Raw genomic sequence first — 14,190 nt, 5'->3', positions numbered from 1 at the left:
CATGCTTCATGAGGAGGTCGTCGGCCGCATCCGCGCCATCCTGCTCGACGGCGAAATCCCGCCGGGCGCGCGGATTCCCGAGCGCGAGCTGTGCGACCGGCTCCAGATCTCGCGCACGCCGCTGCGGGAAGCGCTCAAGGTGCTCGCCGCCGAAGGTCTCGTGCAGCTCCTGCCTCATCGCGGCTCGCGCGCGGCGAAGCTGACCGACAAGGACATGCGCGACCTGTTCGAAGTCTGCCAGGGGCTCGAAGCGCTTGCCGGCGAGCTCGCCTGCGAGCGGATCAGCGACGCCGAGATCGACGAGATCGCCGCTGCGCACACGGACATGGTTCGGCATTATCGCGAGGGCGACCTGATCCAGTACTACCGCGGCAACCGCGCCATCCACGAAGCCATCGTCGCCGCAGCCGGAAATCCCGCACTGACCGGGCTCTACGCCTCCGTGACGGCGCGCATCCGCCGCGCGCGCTACGTCACGCCGATGACGCCGCAGCGCTGGGCGTTCGCCGTGAAGGAGCACGAGGCGATCCTGAACGCGCTGCAGCGGCGCGACGGCGCCGGCCTCTCCCACATCCTGCGTGCGCATCTCCGCCACAAGCGCGAAGAGGTCCTGCAGGCCGGCTTTGCCGAAACGGAAGCAAGCGACCTCGCGCTGCGGATCGCGTGAGATCACGCCCGGCCTATTCCCTGCGCTTTCGGCGTTGCCCATGGCTAGGCCGGGGAGTAGCCGAGTGAAGCCCGATGGCGAACACGGCCTATGCGGACGCGTGCCGTCGTGACGCGAAAAGATTCTTGCAGTCCTGCCGCGTCGGGCGGTCAGGAGACACAATCGCGACACAATCATTGATTGCATTGCGGCACCGCGTGGCTGGATCGTGCTGACGAAAGCAACGTCGGCAACCGGTGTCTTTTGTCGCGCGCCGGAATTGCATCGCGCACTTTGACAAGCCGCGCTGACCCGCAAATCAATTCCACTTGCTAGCTTGTCTGAACCGGCGCAGCATTCCACCGCTGGCCTCAGGCCGAACACAACGCGCGAGACAATCGCGCAGCTCAAAAGAAGAATGGAGGAAACGAATGACACTCGATGTCTCACGTCGATCCCTGCTCGCACTCGGCGCCGGCCTTGGCGCCAGCGCAATGCTCGGCAGCAGTGCGATGGCACGCGCTCCCAAGCTCGGCACCCAGACTCCCTATTGGCACCGCTTCATTCTCGGCGACGCCGAAGTGACCGTCGTCTCCGACGGACCGCTGCCGCTCGGCGATCCCTCCGGCACCTTCACCGGCGTTTCCAAGGAAGAGGTGAAGAAGATGCTCGCCGACAATTTCCTGTCGCCGGACAATGTCGTGCTCGAGCAGAACTCGCCGATCGTGAACACCGGCGACAAGCTCATCCTGTTCGACACCGGCATGGGCAGCTCCAAGATGTTCGGCCCCACCACCGGCCGGCAGCAGAAGAGCATGATGGAGGCCGGTATCAAGCCGGAGGACATCGATGCCGTGGTCTGCTCGCACGCGCATATCGATCACATCGGCGGCATCGTGGATGCCAACAACAAGCCGCTGTTTCCGAACGCGCAGATCTACATCTCCCAGACCGATTTCGACTTCTGGACCGATGAAGGCAAGATGGGGAGCCCGGCAAAGGACTTCGTCGTGCACGCCCGCAAGAACCTGCTGCCGGTCCGCGACCGCATCGTGTTCTTCAGGGACGGCCAGGAATTCCTGCCCGGCGTGCAGGCCATCTCCGCGCCCGGCCACACCGTCGGCCACACCATCTTCATGGTCTCCTCGGCCGGCAAGTCCTTCGCCTTCCTCGGCGACCTCTCGCACCATTCCGTGCTGCTGCTGGAGCGGCCGCGGATGGAATTCTCCTACGACACCGACCCGAAGCAGGCAGCCGAGTCGCGCGTCAAGCTGCTCACCATGCTCGCGGCCAACAAGACGCCCGTGATGTCCTATCACTTCGCCTGGCCCGGCTACGGCCACGTCGCCAAGGCGGGTGACGGGTTCCACTACTATCCCGAACCGATGCAGATGACGTTGTAGCCGGTGATACCAAGCCCGGGTCGCGCATGTGTGGCCCGGGCCGTTCGCTTGATCTGACCGACAGAGGTGAATGATCCCTGACCGGTTCCTGTCGCGTCGCAACGACACTTCTGGAGCATTTTTCGGCAAGGCAGGCCCGTTCCAGGCAAGAGCTCGCCTCACTGCTCGGATAAGAGTCCCCTCGCATCACTTTCGTCGACGAGAGCTCGTGACGCCCCTTTGGCCTGACGCCGCTCACGCTCGCAAAATGCTCAGGAGACATGCCATGAAGATCGTCGTGATCGGCGGCAGCGGATTGATTGGATCCAAGCTCGTGTCGAAACTCAAGCAGCAAGGCCACGAGGTCATAGCGGCCTCTCCAAAAACAGGCGTGAACGCCGTGACCGGGGAAGGCCTCGCTGCCGCGCTGGCAGGCGCGGATGTCGTGGTCGACGTCGCCAACGCGCCGTCCTGGGAGCCCGCCGCCGTGCTGGAATTCTTCCAGCGTTCGAGCCAGAACCTCGCCGCGACCGAGGCCGCAGCAGCCGTCAAGCATCATGTCGCGCTGTCGATCGTGGGAACCGATCGCTCGCCCGACATCGCCTATTTTCGTGCCAAGCTCGCGCAGGAGACCATCGTCAAGGCATCTCCGGTCCCCTACTCGATCGTTCGCGCCACGCAGTTTTTTGAATTCCTCGGGGCCATCGGCGAAGCGGGAGCGATTGACGGCAAGATCGTCGTGCCATCGGCGTCGTTTCAGCCGATCGCATCCGACGACGTGGTTGCTTCCCTCGCGGAGGTCGCGACGGGACGGCCGCTCAACGGCACGATCGATATCGCGGGACCGGAAAAAGCTCCCTTCAACGAGTTCGTCGCGCGCCGCCTGAAAGCATCGGGCGACAGCCGCCCGGTGGTGGGAGACGCCAAGGCAGGATATTACGGCGCCCCCATCGAGGACACCTCGCTGGTCCCGCTCGGCGAGGCGCGGCTCGGGAAGACGCCGCTCGCAAAATGGCTCGCGACGGCTTGAGGATCCGCGATCCCAAGGTCGCTGCAACCACGGCAATGAAGGAAATCCCATGCGCAGATTGCTGATCGCAACGGCGGCTTACGCCGCATTCGTCCTGGCGGCCCAGGCAGCCGAGACGCAGCCGGCTGCGAAGTCGGCCAAGGTGACTGTCGTGTTTGACCAGGTCCTGCCGAATGCTCCCGGCAAGAGCATGAAGGGCGTGCTGGTCGAGTATGGTCCCGGAGGCTCCTCACCGGCCCACACCCACGCACGCTCCGCGTTCATCTATGCCACGGTGCTGGAAGGGGCGATACGCAGCCAGGTCAATGACGAGCCCGCCAAGGTCTTTCACAAGGGAGAGAACTTCTCCGAGAAGCCCGGCGATCGCCATGCCGTCAGCACCAACGCCAGCGACACCGAGCCGGCGAAGCTGCTGGCCGTCTTCGTGGTGGACACCGCCGATACCGAGTTGACAACGCCGATCGCGAAGTAGTGCGCGGGCCAAGGCGCTTCGGCGCAAGATGTCAGCAGCCGAGCCTGTCGGCGATCCCGCCGAAATCCTTGGCGACGATGTCCCAGTTGCCGGTGGCTTCGAAGTCGACCTTCTGCAACGGCCCGTACTCCGTCGGCCGCGCCACGAACGCGGTCTTCAGGCCGTTGTTCTGCGCGGCGGCGAGATCGCCGTTGTGGGCGGCGACCATCATCACCTCGCCCGGCTTGAGGCCGAGCAGGCGCGCGGCGCCGAGATAGGTCTCGGGATCGGGCTTGTAGTGCTCGAACAGCTCGGCCGACATGACGAGGTCCCACGGCAGGCCGGCGAACTTCGCCATGTTGGTGAGCAGCGCGACGTTGCCGTTCGACAGCGGCGAGATGACGAATTTCGACTTCAGCCGCGTCAGGCCGGCGACGCTGTCGGGCCAGGGATGCAGGCGATGCCAGCCCTTGGTGAGGTAATCGAGATCGGCTTCGGTGAGGCCCTTGATCGAGAATTGCGCGACCAGCTTTTCCAGCGAGCGGCGGTGTAGATCGTCGAGCATGACATAGCCGCGCTCGGGATGTTTGCGCACGTCGTCCATCGAGGCCATGTACATGCCGCGCCAGCCGTCCACCAGGGCGGTCCAGTCGGCGCTGATGCCGCGCTGCCTGCTCCACCACATGAAGTCGGTGATCAGGCTGGTGCGCCAGTCGACGACGGTGCCGAACACGTCGAAGACCAGGGCTTTGACGGCGGAGAGATCGGACATGGGCGCTTCCTCTTTTTGCTTTTGTCTTTGTCATTCCGGGGCGCGCGGAGCGCGAACCCGGAATCCAGAGGTTGTCGGCGCGAGATTCCGGGTTCTCCGGGCCGCGCTTCGCGCGGTCCCGTTCGCCCCGGAATGACGGCCAACGTCAGTCCAGGTGGAACTTCGCCAGCTCGCGGTGCTCGGCCTTGATGTAGCGCACGGTGCCGGTGACGGAGCGCATCACCACCGTCTCGGTCTCGATCACGCCGTCCTTGCGGAACTTGACGCCCGACAGCAGCGAGCCCGTGGTGACGCCGGTGGCGGCGAACAGGCAGTCGCCGCGCGCCATGTCCTCGATGCCGTAGATCATCTTGGGATCGTTGACGCCCATCTTGGCGGCGCGCTCGCGCTTCTCGTCGGAATCGAGGATGAGGCGGCACTGCATCTGGCCGCCGATGCAGCGCAGCGCCACGGCCGCGAGCACGCCTTCCGGCGCACCGCCGGTGCCGAGATACATGTCGACGCCGGTGTTGTCGGGATCGGCGCAATGGATCACGCCGGCGACGTCGCCGTCGGTGATGAGGCGCACCGCCGCGCCGGTCGAGCGCACGCTCTCGATGATGCTGGCATGGCGCGGGCGGTCGAGCACGAGAACGGTGATGCCGTCCGGTTGGACACCCTTGGCCTTGGCGAGGCGGCGGACGTTGTCAGCCGGGCTCGCATCGAGATCGACGATGCCCTTGTCGTAGCCCGGTCCGATCGCAAGCTTCTGCATGTAGACGTCGGGAGCGTGCAGCAGCGTGCCGCCGTCGGCCATCGCCATGGTGGCGATCGAGCCCGGCATGTTCTTGGCGCACAGCGTGGTGCCTTCGAGCGGGTCGACCGCGATGTCCACCTGCGGGCCGGCATTCATGCCAACCTTCTCGCCGATGAACAGCATCGGCGCCTCGTCGCGCTCGCCCTCGCCGATCACGATGGTGCCCTCGATCGGCAGCTTGTTGAGCTCGCGCCGCATCGCGTCCACGGCGGCCTGGTCGGCCGCCTTCTCGTTGCCGTGGCCGCGCAGCCGCGCCGAAGACACCGCCGCCCGCTCGGTCACCCGCACGATCTCCAGCGTGAGGATGCGCTCGAGCAACGCGTGCGGCGGGACTGAAATATGGGTCGACATCGGCTAACTCCTTCGAAACGGTTCTGGACGGAAATCTCCGCCCGCATCAACTCGTAACACCCACAGTTCGTTCGAACCGTGTCATTGCTTGAGCCTGCTCTTTCCGGAAGACCGCTTCACACTTTTGCGCGGGCGCGGCTCACCGGGTCTGGAGCATGCTCTAGTTCTTCTCGATCCGGATCACCTGCGGCCGTCCGCTGATCACCTTGTCGCGCTGCACGGCGGCGAGCGCGCGGCGCACCGCGTCCTCGTGCGTCGCATAGGTGATCAGGATGACGGGCACGGGGACCGCCTTGCCGTTTGCCGCCGGAGCGCCGCCATTGGGATGACGCTGCACGATCGACTCGATCGAAATCTTCTGTTCTGCCAGCCGGGTCGCGATTGCCGCCGCAGTGCCCGGGAAATCGCGCGCCAAAAGGCGGATGTAGTAGCCGCCCTCGTGGCGCTCCATCGGCGCCTTTTTGGTGTCGCGCAAATGCGAGATCGGCCGGCCGAACGGATTGGCGCGGATGCCGCGCGCGACGTCGGCGATGTCGGCGACAACGGCGGATGCGGTCGCGGCACCGCCTGCACCGGGGCCGACCAGCGTGATCGGCGGAATGCCCTCGCCATCGATCGTGACCGCATTGGTGACACCCATCACCTGCGCAATCGAGGAGGATTTTGGAACCATGGTCGGGTGCACGCGCTGCTCGATGCCCTTGGCGGTGCGAACGGCAACGCCGAGCAGCTTGACGCGGTAGCCGAGATCGGCGGCCGCGCGCAGATCTTCCGGCGCGATGGAGGAGATACCTTCGACATACACCGCGCTTTGAGCAACTTTCGTGCCGAAAGCGAGGCTGGCGAGAATGGCGAGTTTTTGCGCGGTGTCGTGGCCGTCAACGTCGAAGGACGGATTGGCCTCGGCATAGCCCAGCCGCTGCGCGTCCTTGAGGCATTCGGCAAACGACAGGCCCTCCTGCTCCATCCGCGTCAGGATGTAATTGCAGGTGCCGTTGAGGATGCCGTAGACGCGGTTGATGCCGGTTCCCGCCAAGCCCTCGCGCAGCGTCTTGATGACGGGAATCGCGGCGCCGACCGCTGCCTCGAAATTCAGCGCGCCGCCGTGCTTTTCGGCGGCCTTGGCGAGCTTGAGGCCATGCTTGGCCAGCAGCGCCTTGTTGGCGGTGACGACGGACTTGCCGGCATTGAGCGCAGCCTCGACCGCGGAGAGCGCGGGATCGCCGGCGCCGCCCATCAGCTCGACGAAGCAATCGACCTCCGGATGGGTGGCGAGCGCCATCGGATCCTTCACCCATTCGACGCCGCGCAGGTCGACAGCGCGCTTCTTGGCCTTCGAGCGCGCGGTGACGGCGACGACGCGGATGCCGCGGCCGCTGCGGCCCGCGAGCACGCGTCCCTGCGTTTCAATCAAACGGACAACTTCGGCACCCACGGTGCCGAGCCCCGCTATGCCCACTTTCAGGGGTGCGACCATGATGCTTATCGAAAACCTGTCGAAGAGAATTAGCGCCGATTGGCGAGCGGAACGACGTTGTGCAACGTTTCGATGCCGCTTTCAAGGAAGCGGCGCACGCCGCGCGCGGCTTGCCTGATCCGTTGCTCGTTTTCCACCATGGCGATGCGGACATATCCTTCACCATGCTCGCCGAAGCCGACGCCGGGCGACACCGCGACGCCGGATTTCTCCACCATCAGGGTCGCGAACTGCATGCTGCCGACGCTGCGGAACGCTTCCGGCAGCGGCACCCAGGCGAACATCGAGGCCTCCGGCGGCGGAATCTCCCAGCCGGCGCGGCCGAACGACTCCACCAGCGCATCGCGGCGCTTGCGGTAGGTGTCGCGCATCTCCTTGATGCAATCGTCGGGGCCGTTCAGCGCCGCGGTCGCGGCGACCTGAACCGGCGTGAAGGCGCCGTAATCGAGATAGGATTTGACGCGGGCGAGCGCCGCGATCACGCGCTCATTGCCGACCGCAAAGCCCATGCGCCAGCCGGCCATCGAATAGGTCTTCGACATCGAGGTGAACTCGACGGTGACGTCCATCGCGCCCGGCACCTGGAGCACCGAGGGCGGCGGGTTGTTCTCGTCGAAATAGACCTCGGCATAGGCGAGATCGGACAGGATCAGGATCTCGTGCTTCTTCGCGAAGGCCACAAGGTCCTTGTAGAAGTCGAGGCTCGCGACATAGGCGGTCGGGTTCGAGGGATAGCAGACGACGAGCGCCAGGGGCTTGGGGATCGAATGCACGATCGCCCGTTCCACCGCCTCGAAGAACTGCGGCGTCGGCTCGGAGGGTACCGAGCGGATCACGCCGCCCGCCATCAGGAAGCCGAAGGCGTGAATCGGGTAGCTCGGGTTGGGGCACAGGATGACGTCGCCCGGCGCGGTGATCGCCTGCGCCACGTTGGCGAAGCCCTCCTTCGAGCCCAGCGTCGCCACCACCTGGGTGTCGGGATTGAGCTTCACGCCGAAGCGGCGGGCGTAGTAGCCGGCCTGGGCCCGGCGCAGGCCGGGGATGCCTCGGGAGGCCGAGTAGCGGTCGGTGCGCGGCTTGCCGAGCGTCTCCTTGAGCTTCTCCAGCACGTGCGGCGGAGCCGGCAGGTCCGGATTGCCCATGCCGAGGTCGATGATGTCGGCGCCGGCGTTCCGCGCGGCCGCCTTGGCCCGGTTGACCTGCTCGAACACGTAAGGCGGAAGGCGGCGGATGCGGTAAAACTCTTCCATGGCTCTCTGGGCTCCGGGCACCCGGTCAGGACAGAATCGACAGGCTAGAACGGCCGTTCGGAGACGCGCTCGCCCCCTTCGCAAAAATTGCTCAAAATCAAACGTTTAGAGCAACTTCCGACGACGGGGGCTGAAGTCGTTCGCCCTGACTCTCGGCTGAACTGAGGTCTTTTTAGCACGCCAAGGCGGTCGCGCCAGCGATTACCTTGCACCGCCTCATTTGGCATCCTTGGCGGCGACCGCCTGGCGGTCGCGCGCGGCGGCAAGCTCGGCCTCGATCTTGGCGCGCTGGTCCGGCGGGATGACCGCCTGATCGCGCTCCGGCGGCAGATCATGCACCGGCAAATAGGTGCCGGGCTCCCTGGAATGCGCCTGCGCATCCGCAGGCGTCATATCCGCGAGCTGACTCGAGCAGCCGCCCAGCGCGAACGCCACGCTCAGCAGCGCGCCGCAGATCAGCAGCGACTTTTGCAGGTCCCTCAACGCCAACACTTGGGAAAATCCCCTACTCGTCCCAAAGCACGGCCCCGGGCAACCTTACCCAAGACCACGCCCAAGCTCAAACCATTGCTGCCCAAATGGTCCGAGCGAGAAAACACCCCGGCACTACCAAACCGAGCGGTGCGGCTCGATTGTGACGGAACCAAGAAAATTTGTCGCAGTGCAACACATCTTCGAGAGTGTTTAACGTCAAACATGCGAGCTTCGCGGTGACGAATACGGAATGAATCGTTACTGTTCTGCCCATGAGTATGGCCACGACCGACACGCCCAAACCCGAGACGAAGTTCGATGCGGAAGCCTTCGCGATGAATGTCGCGCGGGCGATGGAGAGCGGCGGCAAGGCGCTGGCCGCCTTCCTCAAGCCGCGCGAGAGCGGCGAGGTGCAGGACCGTCCGCCGGCCGAGCTTGCCGAAGTCGTCAAGGCCTTCACATCGGTCGCCGAATACTGGCTGTCGGACACCTCGCGCTCGTCCGATCTCCAGACCAAGCTCGCCAAGGACTATCTCGACCTCTGGGGCGCGGCGGCGCGCCGCATGGCCGGCCAGGACGCCCCGCCCGCGATTGCACCCTCGCCGCGCGACAAGCGTTTCGCCGATCCGGAATGGAAGTCGAACCAGTTCTTCGATTTTGTGATGCAGCTCTATCTGCTCACGACCAAATGGGCGCAGGAGCTGGTGCGTGACGCCGAGGGGCTCGACCCGCAGACCCGCCGCAAGGCCGAGTTCTACGTCCAGCAGGTCACCAACGCGCTGTCGCCCTCGAACTTCGTGCTGACTAATCCGGAAGTGCTGCGCGAGACGGTGGCGAGCAGCGGCGAGAATCTGGCGCGCGGCCTGAAGATGCTGGCCGAGGACATCGCGGCCGGCAAGGGCATGCTGAAGATCCGCCAGTCCAACCCGGACAATCTCGTCGTCGGCGTCAACATGGCGACGACGCCGGGCAAGGTGATCTACCAGAACGAGATGATGCAGCTCATCCAGTATTCTCCGACCACGGAGAACGTGCTGCGCACCCCGCTCCTGATCGTGCCGCCCTGGATCAACAAGTTCTACATTCTCGATCTCAAGCCGGAGAAATCCTACATCAAGTGGTGCGTCGACCAGGGCATCACCGTGTTCGTGATCTCATGGGTCAATCCCGACAAGCGGCTCGGTAACAAGAGCTGGGAAGACTACATGAAGGAAGGCCCGCTCACCGCGATGGACGTGATCGAGAAGGTCACCGGCGAGATGAAGGTGCACACCGCCGGCTATTGCGTCGGCGGCACGATGCTCGCGACCACGCTGGCCTGGCTCGCCGAGAAGCGCCGCCAGCGCGTGAGCTCGGCGACGTTCTTCGCGGCACAGGTGGACTTCACCCATGCCGGCGATCTCCTCGTGTTCGTCGATGAGGATCAGATCGCATCGCTCGAGCACGACATGAAGACCGCCGGCGTGCTCGAAGGCTCGAAGATGGCGATGGCCTTCAACATGTTGCGCTCCAACGATTTGATCTGGTCCTACGTCGTCAGCAATTACCTGAAGGGCCAGCAGCCGAGCGCGTTCGACCTGTTGCACTGGAATTCGGATGCGACGCGCATGACCGCGTCGAACCATTCCTACTACCTGCGCAATTGCTATCTGGAGAACCGGCTGTCCACGGGCACGATGGTGCTCGACAACACGCTGCTCGATCTCTCCAAGGTCAAGGTGCCCGTCTACAACCTCGCCACCCGCGAGGACCACATCGCGCCGGCCGAGTCGGTGCTGTACGGCTCGCAATTCTTCGGCGGCCCGGTGAAATACGTGCTGTCCGGCTCGGGCCACATCGCCGGTGTCGTCAACCCGCCCGCCTCGAACAAGTACCAGTACTGGACCAACGACAACATCAAGGACGTCAACGTCGCCGAGTGGATGAAGGGCGCGGTCGAGCACAAGGGCTCGTGGTGGCCCGACTGGCGGCAATGGCTCGGCGAGCTCGACCCCGAGGAGGTCCCGGCGCGCGCAGTCGGCAGCGAGGCGCTCCCCCCGATCGAGGATGCACCCGGCAGCTATGTCAGGGTTCGCGCATAGCGGAATCTCCTGCGCTTGTATAAGCTCGCCTTCAGCACAGTGATGAATGAGGGGACCGGGTTATGACGCGTGAATTGTTCTGGCTGACACTGACGGTGATTTTCACTGGCATCCTGTGGGTCCCCTACATCCTCGACCGCTGCCAGGTTCGCGGGCTGTCGGGCGCCATGGCAAACCCCTCCCGCAGCGACAAGCCGCAATCGCCCTGGGCGACGCGACTCATGTTCGCGCATGACAACGCCGTGGAAAATCTCGTGATCTTCGCACCGCTGGTGCTGATCCTGAACGCGATCGACTATTCGTCGAAATGGACCGTGCTCGCTTGCGCGGTCTATTTCTGGTCGCGCGTCGCACATCTGATCGTCTACGCGATGGGAATCCCGGTGTTCCGCACCCTCGCCTTCACCGTCGGCTTCCTCGCGCAGGCCGTGCTGGCGCTGGCGATCTTCAAGGTGCTTTGAGCATCCGAAAAGCAGGCGCAGGCCCCTGCGATCTGCGATATTGTCACGCGGGCTGAGGCAGCCGAAGCGAGGATTCCGGATGCGGACCCTTCTTTCAGCCATCGCGATGATCGCGCTCGCCGGATTTGGCGGCGAGGTGCAGGCGCAATGCTCCGAACTGATGCGCCTGCGCAGCGAAGCCATCGAAGCCACCAAGCCGATGAACCGTGGATTGATGCCGGACCGCTGTAACGCTTACATCCGCGCATCGCTCGCCTGGAGTTCCCTGCACGGCTACGCGCAAGACCATCAGGAGGCGTGCGACATCTCCAGCCGCTCGCTCGGTGAAATCGAAAAGTCTCACCACGACGCGGTGGTGGCGCGTGACAATGTCTGTGCCGGCCGTCCTGTTCGGCCGTTTCCGGCGGACGTGATTTTGCGCTGAGTTTTGGCCCGACACGAAGGGCCCCGGCAGCCGCGTATCTTGCTGCCGAGCATTCCCGGCGTCATGGCGAGGCGCGAAGCAATCCAGACTGTCGCCGCGGAAAGATTCTGGATTGCTTCGCTTCGCTCGCGGCGACGGTGGAGAGAGAGCCTTGCCGCTACGCCTCCGGCAGGCCCAGCATCAGCCGCATGTTCTGCACGGCCGCGCCCGAGGCACCCTTGCCGAGATTGTCGAGCCGGGCGACCAGCACGGCCTGGTGATATTTGTCGCTGGCGAAGACGTAGAGCTCGAGCATGTTGGTCTCGTTCAGCGCCTCCGGCTCGAGCCGGCCGCCCTTGCTCGCCTCGTTCTGGAGCGGCATCACCGAGACGTATTTCGAGCCGGCGTAGCGTTTCGCCAGCGCGGCCTGGAGATCGGCACCGCTGGGCTTGCCCGGCAGCGTGTCGAGCTGGAGCGGCACCGAGACCAGCATGCCCTGCCGGTAGTTGCCGACCGAGGGAATGAAGATCGGCCGCCGCGTCAGGTTCGAATAGAGCTGCATCTCCGGCAGATGCTTGTGCTCGAAGCCGAGGCCGTAGAGCTCGAAGGACGGCGCGCTGCCGTCTTCGAAGCTCGCGATCATCGACTTGCCGCCGCCGGAATAGCCGCTCACCGCGTTCACCGTGACGGGATAGTCTGATGGCAACAGCCCGGCATCGACGATCGGCCGCAAGAGCGCGATCGCGCCGGTCGGATAGCAGCCGGGATTGGAGACCTTCTTCGCGGCCTTGATCTTGGCGGGCTGATCCGGCGTCAGTTCCGGAAAGCCGTAGGCCCAGTCGGGCGCAACCCGGTAGGCGGTCGAGGCGTCCAGCACCTTCGGGCCCGACGGCCCCATGCTGTCGATGAGCGCAACCGTCTCCTTGGCGGCCTCGTCGGGCAGGCAGAGGATGACGAGATCGACCTCCTCCATCAGCGCCTTCTTCACCGCGGGATCCTTGCGCTTGTCGTCGGCGATCGTCTTCACCGCGACATCGCTCTGGAGCTTCAGCCGCTCGTTGATGCCGAGCCCGGTGGTGCCGGAGCCGCCGTCGACGAAGACGGTGGCGGGCTTGGTCGCAGCGCCCGCCTTCGGGGCCTGTTTGGTATCAGTAAGGCTCATGGCACGCTCCTTTCGAGCTTGTTGGTTTCGGCCGCGAAGGCTTCCGGCCTCACGTCCTGCATCAGTTGCGCGATCTCCCTCGCGTCGGCGGCGGGTTGCGCACCGAGCGCGTTGGCGATCGCCGTATAGTCGGCGTCCGATTTGTGCTGGTTGAGCTTGAAGCTGCCTTCGACCTCTTCAACCGTCATGATCAGGCCCACGATCCCCTTCTTCATTGCCTCGAGCCGGCCCGCCGTCATCTTGCCCGACGTCCACGGCTTCTTCGGCAAGAGCCAGCTCTCGAACTTGTCGCTGAGCGTATCGATCTGCACCGACAGCTCGTCATCCGACAGCAGCCGCACCGACCCGGTCAGATGCACCGACTGGTAGAGCCATGTCGGCACCTGGTCCGGCGAGACGTACCAGTCCGGCGATACATAGGCATCGGGGCCGTTGACCACGAGCAGCCAGGAGGTCGCGCCGTCCGCAAGCTTTAGCAGCGGATTGTGACGGGCGACATGAAAGGCGGCCTGCGGCGTGCCGTCGGCGGCATAGGTCAGGTAGAACGGCAGCGGCGAGGCGACCGGCCTGTGGCCGTCGAAGGCGCACATCGTGCCGAAGCCGCGCTCCTCAGCGAATTTCAGGCTCGCGGCGCGGTCCTGCTTGAAAAAAGGTGGGGTGTACATCGTGGTCTCCTGCTGGGCCTCCTTGGGGGGCCGCCGGATCAGATCGCGCTGACAGGAGAAAGAATGCCGCGGATCGGGTCCAGCGGCAAAGACGATGATCTCAAACGCGATCGACCGCCCAAACCGCTAAAGAGCGGCGGCGGCGACGGGCGAACAGGATGGTCGCGGCGTTGATCATGGCGCGGGGCTATAGGGCCAGATCCGGTTCCCGTCAAGGTTCAGGCGTCAGATCACGCGCCAGATCCATTCCATGATCTTCGCGATCACGTCGCCGAACAGCAGCAGCGCCGCCGACCAGACCAGCGCCGAGACGAAATTGGCGGCCTGGAAGCTCCAATAGGGCATCTCGAAAATGCCGGCAGCAAGCGGCACGGACGCGCGCAAGGGGCCGAAGAACCGGCCGATGAAGATGCTGGGCACGCCCCAGCTCCGCACGAAGGCCTCACCCCTGGGCAGAAGTTCCGGATAGCGCGAGAGCGGCCACATCTGCGCGACATGCTCCTTGTAGCGATAGCCGAACCAGTAGGAGACCCAGTCGCCGAGCGCCGCGCCGAGGCCGCCGGCAATCCACACCGGATAGAAGCTGATGCCGCTGACCCCGATCAGCGCGCCGATCGCCACCAGTGCGCCCCAGGCCGGAATGAGCAGCGAGATGAAGGCGAGCGACTCCCCGAACGCCAGCAGGAACACGATCGGAGCCGCCCAAGCCTCGTGAGCACGCACGAAGTCGGCCAGTGCGTGCGCAAACTGCTCCATGCCAGAATAGCCTTCCCGCCCCGTCTCAAGGTC

The 14,190-nt window shown here is 64.8% G+C and carries 15 protein-coding genes; 7 read left to right on the top strand and 8 right to left on the bottom strand.

From position 1 onward, the window contains the following. Position 1: 1 nt before the first annotated feature. The 4 genes from WN73_RS38335 to WN73_RS38320 all read left to right on the top strand — a co-directional run bounded on the left by WN73_RS38335 (position 2) and on the right by WN73_RS38320 (position 3,530). On the top strand, positions 2-667 hold the full coding sequence (locus WN73_RS38335; RefSeq protein WP_161535028.1) for a GntR family transcriptional regulator: 666 nt from the start codon (positions 2-4) through the stop codon (positions 665-667). 410 nt (positions 668-1,077) lie between these two features. Continuing rightward, entirely contained in the window at positions 1,078-2,049 is a 972-nt protein-coding gene (locus tag WN73_RS38330; protein ID WP_011087139.1) for an MBL fold metallo-hydrolase, read from the top strand. Positions 2,050-2,314: 265 nt separating this feature from the next. Then, positions 2,315-3,058 (top strand): SDR family oxidoreductase, encoded by a 744-nt coding sequence (locus tag WN73_RS38325; protein WP_271557388.1) that lies wholly within the window; start codon positions 2,315-2,317, stop codon positions 3,056-3,058. A 49-nt stretch (positions 3,059-3,107) separates the two neighbouring features. Continuing rightward, entirely contained in the window at positions 3,108-3,530 is a 423-nt protein-coding gene (locus WN73_RS38320) for a cupin domain-containing protein (protein WP_011087137.1), read from the top strand. 31 nt (positions 3,531-3,561) lie between these two features. Here WN73_RS38320 and WN73_RS38315 read toward each other — a convergent pair whose 3' ends face one another. From WN73_RS38315 to WN73_RS38295, 5 genes are all read right to left on the bottom strand, one after another. Further along, positions 3,562-4,281, bottom strand: a complete 720-nt coding sequence (locus tag WN73_RS38315; protein WP_028171285.1) for a haloacid dehalogenase type II — start codon at positions 4,279-4,281, stop codon at positions 3,562-3,564. Positions 4,282-4,426: 145 nt separating this feature from the next. After that, positions 4,427-5,428 carry a class II fructose-bisphosphatase gene (gene glpX / locus WN73_RS38310; protein WP_027542637.1) on the bottom strand — a complete coding sequence of 334 codons (1,002 nt, stop codon included), beginning with the start codon at positions 5,426-5,428 and terminating at the stop codon, positions 4,427-4,429. Positions 5,429-5,588: 160 nt separating this feature from the next. After that, positions 5,589-6,905: a homoserine dehydrogenase gene (locus tag WN73_RS38305; protein WP_271557385.1), complete on the bottom strand. Its 1,317-nt coding sequence runs from the start codon at positions 6,903-6,905 to the stop codon at positions 5,589-5,591. A 29-nt stretch (positions 6,906-6,934) separates the two neighbouring features. Further along, entirely contained in the window at positions 6,935-8,155 is a 1,221-nt protein-coding gene (locus WN73_RS38300) for an LL-diaminopimelate aminotransferase (RefSeq protein WP_028171284.1), read from the bottom strand. Positions 8,156-8,371: 216 nt separating this feature from the next. Then, a complete protein-coding gene (locus tag WN73_RS38295) occupies positions 8,372-8,647 on the bottom strand; it encodes a hypothetical protein (protein WP_028171283.1) in 276 nt (91 codons plus the stop codon). Positions 8,648-8,901: 254 nt separating this feature from the next. Here WN73_RS38295 and WN73_RS38290 point away from each other — a divergent pair, with 254 nt between their 5' ends. The 3 genes from WN73_RS38290 to WN73_RS38280 all read left to right on the top strand — a co-directional run bounded on the left by WN73_RS38290 (position 8,902) and on the right by WN73_RS38280 (position 11,595). Further along, positions 8,902-10,710, top strand: a complete 1,809-nt coding sequence (locus WN73_RS38290; RefSeq protein ID WP_271557383.1) for a PHA/PHB synthase family protein — start codon at positions 8,902-8,904, stop codon at positions 10,708-10,710. A gap of 62 nt (positions 10,711-10,772) precedes the next feature. Then, positions 10,773-11,171 (top strand): MAPEG family protein, encoded by a 399-nt coding sequence (locus WN73_RS38285; RefSeq protein ID WP_011087131.1) that lies wholly within the window; start codon positions 10,773-10,775, stop codon positions 11,169-11,171. Positions 11,172-11,250: 79 nt separating this feature from the next. After that, positions 11,251-11,595 carry a hypothetical protein gene (locus tag WN73_RS38280; RefSeq protein ID WP_271557382.1) on the top strand — a complete coding sequence of 115 codons (345 nt, stop codon included), beginning with the start codon at positions 11,251-11,253 and terminating at the stop codon, positions 11,593-11,595. A gap of 157 nt (positions 11,596-11,752) precedes the next feature. Here WN73_RS38280 and argC read toward each other — a convergent pair whose 3' ends face one another. The 3 genes from argC to WN73_RS38265 form a co-directional block, all read right to left on the bottom strand. After that, a complete protein-coding gene (gene argC / locus WN73_RS38275) occupies positions 11,753-12,736 on the bottom strand; it encodes an N-acetyl-gamma-glutamyl-phosphate reductase (RefSeq protein WP_271557379.1) in 984 nt (327 codons plus the stop codon). Beyond that, positions 12,733-13,401, bottom strand: a complete 669-nt coding sequence (locus WN73_RS38270) for an FMN-binding negative transcriptional regulator (RefSeq protein ID WP_271557377.1) — start codon at positions 13,399-13,401, stop codon at positions 12,733-12,735. Before WN73_RS38270 ends, argC begins: the two co-directional genes overlap by 4 nt. 225 nt (positions 13,402-13,626) lie before the next feature. Beyond that, entirely contained in the window at positions 13,627-14,157 is a 531-nt protein-coding gene (locus tag WN73_RS38265) for a DedA family protein (protein WP_011087128.1), read from the bottom strand. Positions 14,158-14,190: the final 33 nt, after the last annotated feature.

It is taken from the genome of Bradyrhizobium sp. CCBAU 45394, from assembly GCF_028128655.1.
Classification (GTDB): Bacteria; Pseudomonadota; Alphaproteobacteria; order Rhizobiales; family Xanthobacteraceae; genus Bradyrhizobium; species Bradyrhizobium diazoefficiens.
The sequence above is the reverse complement of the archived record's forward strand: the minus strand, read 5'-3'. Positions and strand labels throughout refer to the sequence as shown.

Coding starts and splice junctions, on each gene's coding strand:
- WN73_RS38335 (WP_161535028.1), top strand. CDS start 2: ATGCTTCATGAGGAGGTCGTCGGCCGCATCCGCGCCATCCTGCTCGAC.
- WN73_RS38330 (WP_011087139.1), top strand. CDS start 1,078: ATGACACTCGATGTCTCACGTCGATCCCTGCTCGCACTCGGCGCCGGC.
- WN73_RS38325 (WP_271557388.1), top strand. CDS start 2,315: ATGAAGATCGTCGTGATCGGCGGCAGCGGATTGATTGGATCCAAGCTC.
- WN73_RS38320 (WP_011087137.1), top strand. CDS start 3,108: ATGCGCAGATTGCTGATCGCAACGGCGGCTTACGCCGCATTCGTCCTG.
- WN73_RS38315 (WP_028171285.1), bottom strand. CDS start 4,281: ATGTCCGATCTCTCCGCCGTCAAAGCCCTGGTCTTCGACGTGTTCGGC.
- glpX (WP_027542637.1), bottom strand. CDS start 5,428: ATGTCGACCCATATTTCAGTCCCGCCGCACGCGTTGCTCGAGCGCATC.
- WN73_RS38305 (WP_271557385.1), bottom strand. CDS start 6,905: ATGGTCGCACCCCTGAAAGTGGGCATAGCGGGGCTCGGCACCGTGGGT.
- WN73_RS38300 (WP_028171284.1), bottom strand. CDS start 8,155: ATGGAAGAGTTTTACCGCATCCGCCGCCTTCCGCCTTACGTGTTCGAG.
- WN73_RS38290 (WP_271557383.1), top strand. CDS start 8,902: ATGAGTATGGCCACGACCGACACGCCCAAACCCGAGACGAAGTTCGAT.
- WN73_RS38285 (WP_011087131.1), top strand. CDS start 10,773: ATGACGCGTGAATTGTTCTGGCTGACACTGACGGTGATTTTCACTGGC.
- WN73_RS38280 (WP_271557382.1), top strand. CDS start 11,251: ATGCGGACCCTTCTTTCAGCCATCGCGATGATCGCGCTCGCCGGATTT.
- argC (WP_271557379.1), bottom strand. CDS start 12,736: ATGAGCCTTACTGATACCAAACAGGCCCCGAAGGCGGGCGCTGCGACC.
- WN73_RS38270 (WP_271557377.1), bottom strand. CDS start 13,401: ATGTACACCCCACCTTTTTTCAAGCAGGACCGCGCCGCGAGCCTGAAA.
- WN73_RS38265 (WP_011087128.1), bottom strand. CDS start 14,157: ATGGAGCAGTTTGCGCACGCACTGGCCGACTTCGTGCGTGCTCACGAG.